This is a genomic window from uncultured Campylobacter sp., from assembly GCF_938018035.1.
Taxonomy (GTDB): domain Bacteria; phylum Campylobacterota; class Campylobacteria; order Campylobacterales; family Campylobacteraceae; genus Campylobacter_B.
This window is the reverse complement of sequence record NZ_CALIJF010000406.1, coordinates 1-2,674: the sequence shown is the minus strand read 5'-3', so window position 1 is coordinate 2,674 and position 2,674 is coordinate 1. Positions and strand designations below refer to the sequence as shown.

Annotated in this window: 4 protein-coding genes; 1 reads left to right on the top strand and 3 read right to left on the bottom strand. The window is 33.6% G+C overall.

Features of this window, described 5'->3' with window-relative positions:
• Positions 1 to 480: 480 nt before the first annotated feature.
• From Q0257_RS12485 to Q0257_RS12475, 3 genes are all read right to left on the bottom strand, one after another.
• On the bottom strand, positions 481 to 1,002 hold the full coding sequence (locus Q0257_RS12485) for a hypothetical protein (RefSeq protein WP_298025266.1): 522 nt from the start codon (positions 1,000 to 1,002) through the stop codon (positions 481 to 483).
• A gap of 32 nt (positions 1,003 to 1,034) precedes the next feature.
• On the bottom strand, positions 1,035 to 1,511 hold the full coding sequence (locus tag Q0257_RS12480; RefSeq protein ID WP_298025264.1) for a hypothetical protein: 477 nt from the start codon (positions 1,509 to 1,511) through the stop codon (positions 1,035 to 1,037).
• A 64-nt stretch (positions 1,512 to 1,575) separates the two neighbouring features.
• Entirely contained in the window at positions 1,576 to 2,520 is a 945-nt protein-coding gene (locus Q0257_RS12475; protein ID WP_298025262.1) for a tyrosine-protein phosphatase, read from the bottom strand.
• A gap of 28 nt (positions 2,521 to 2,548) precedes the next feature.
• Between Q0257_RS12475 and Q0257_RS13135 the strand changes: the two genes are divergently transcribed.
• On the top strand, positions 2,549 to 2,674 hold a 126-nt coding region (locus Q0257_RS13135; protein ID WP_366517519.1), incomplete at its 3' end, for a recombinase family protein.

Here is a 2,674-nt window from a genome sequence, read left to right as displayed (position 1 = left end):
GATGTTTGGCCCCAGCGTTTGCATCTGATATCTCTATATCCAATACTTTATTTGCAATATTCATCTGTACCGATAGGTTGGAGCTTAGATCATATATGAAACGGTTAAAATCTTTGATGATATGCGTATTATATACGTCATCTATCATCTCGGCTCTTCTCTTCCAAAAAATTTCCTCTTCTATTGGGTCTCCATCAAAAAGCTTTCCATAATGATCTTCATCGATTGCGGCCTCTTCTTAAGACGCGGTAAAGCATCTAAAATATTCCCCGTACATCCCAAATTTCCAATTCGTAGGCACCGTTTCATCGATTACTTGAAAATATTCGCTATTAAATCGATTGTAATCTATATCGTCTTCAAACGGTAATATCCAATAATAAATCCGTCCCTCTTCATATTGGATACCATGAACAAAATAGGTTCTGTTTAATCCCAGATGCCCATGCCTATCTTCTTTTATACATTTTACAATCATTTTTAATCGTCCTTAAATTTGAAATCATCTACGGCCTCTATGATAGGCGGTTCGTTTTTATCGTCTATTATATTATTTTTAACAAGTTCTGTAAAAAATTCTTTATTTTTGGATTTGTCGATTGTCTCTTTTATAGCATTAAAGGATAATTTTAAATTATTTAAATTGCCATCTATAATGCAAAAACCGTTTTTCTCGCACAATGATATTATGCCCCTTAATACGGCCTCATACTCGGATCTAAAATCGATACGAAACGTAACGGACTCTATTATATTATTAGCATCAAAAAGTACCTCTAAGCGATTGCCGTTTTCGCTTCCGTATAGATCCATTTCGTTAGACCAAGATTTTTCGGGCTTTAATAGGCGCGAAATTTCAGAAAATATCTCTTTTTTGATCTTTGCTTTTTTCCAATATTTATCGTCTTCAAAGAGCTTTATATTGCCATATTGCCGGTCGTATTGCAGATCGTATGTATCGCTTTTAGGTAGAATAAAAAACTCACATTGCCAAATTGCCATATCTCTTTCCTTAAATATTTTCATTTAAAATTTTAAAAGTAATACACATAGCAGCCTCGGTCATCGTATATATCAAATAAAATCGAAAATTTCTCTTTATTGTTTGCGGCTAATTGAACTCTGATATTCAAAGATGGTTCTTTTGCCAGCTCAAAATTAAAATGGCGCAGCAGTATGGATCTCAAAAAATTTGGCTCAAGCGCCTTTTCTTTTATAAAAATAACGCCCGCTCTGGCGCCGTTTTTATAAGGCTTAGCTTTTGTGTATTGCCCCTTCATATTTTTAAGAAGATACTCCTCTATTTTCTCATCTCTTTCCCAAAAAAGAATTTTATAAACTACGCTATCTAAGTGGCTTGCTTTTGAAATTAAAAACATAACTAGCCTTATTTTGGCCTCTACATCGATATTTTCAAAATCTATTCTCGATCTGGCTACGCCTCTTTTATTTCTACTTATTTTTCTAAATTCTATATCGAAATTAGTTGGGTTTATAATGCTTTTTATCATTGCTGCCGCCTTTTAAAAACCTTTCGCTGCGTGATACTATACAAGCCTGCTTTAAAATCTTTATCTACTTTTTCCATTTAAATTTTAATCTCTTTCGCTTAATTTTTATAAAATTTTCCAACTCTTTATCGGTAAAATTTAAAATCTCTTTTCGATTTTGTAAATTTACATAAGTGTGCCTTATATCGCAATTACCGACAAAGGCGGCTTCCCAGTTCTTAATTAGCCAACTCGAGCTTATCGCATATTCTCGTCCTTTATTCGAGCGCATTTTATCGCTATAGCCAATAGGCGCAAACATACCCGAATAAAACCCCTCCAGATAGGGTAGTCTCGGGCATCCTTCCGTATCGGTTGCGACGATAAATTTTATCTTTCGATCATATGGACGAAAAGCCTTGTGACACTCTATAATATCTCCATTTTTTAGATCGTCTTTGAATTCTAAAAATTTATAAGTAAATTTTGCGGGAATTTTATCATTTATCCTTTTGTATTCGGCTAAAAAACTATCGTAATAAGAAAATATGCTTATATTTCTGGGCGACTCCGGATCACATACAAAATCTAAATTCTCCAATATCCACTTTTTAGAAATCAGACCATTATTATTTTTGTAACTCTCTAAATAATCATTGACAATATCGGCATAATTTGTTCCGGATAACATTTCTAGAATTAAACAAACAAATCCTGTCTTCTTTTTACCTGCATCACATTGAATAATGTAGGGCGGGTCTTCCCCTAATATTGTTCGTAACTTTTGAACCAAAATAAAACCGAATTCGTCACTCATACATCGATAGTCTACATCCGAAAAATCCACAATCAGATGAATCGAATTTTTCTGCATAAGTTGCTGGACCGTGCTAGCACGACCATATTTATTCTTCACGGCACTTGCTGATCTGAAAAATGCCATGCTTTTGTGATTTGATAAAATTAAATTTCTAAAATTTGCGAATTCTTCATCGGTTCTAAAATCTTCACGATTATCTAAATGCTTCATTACCTTTACCCCCCTGAACTATTTTAAAGTGCAATTTTATATAGTTATAACATATATTTTTCAAAACTCCTTTTACTATGGCCACTTTCTCTATAAAGGTGAACTTTACGAAGGCCGCCACCAGCCAATTATTTCCAAAGCTCTTTTTGATAAA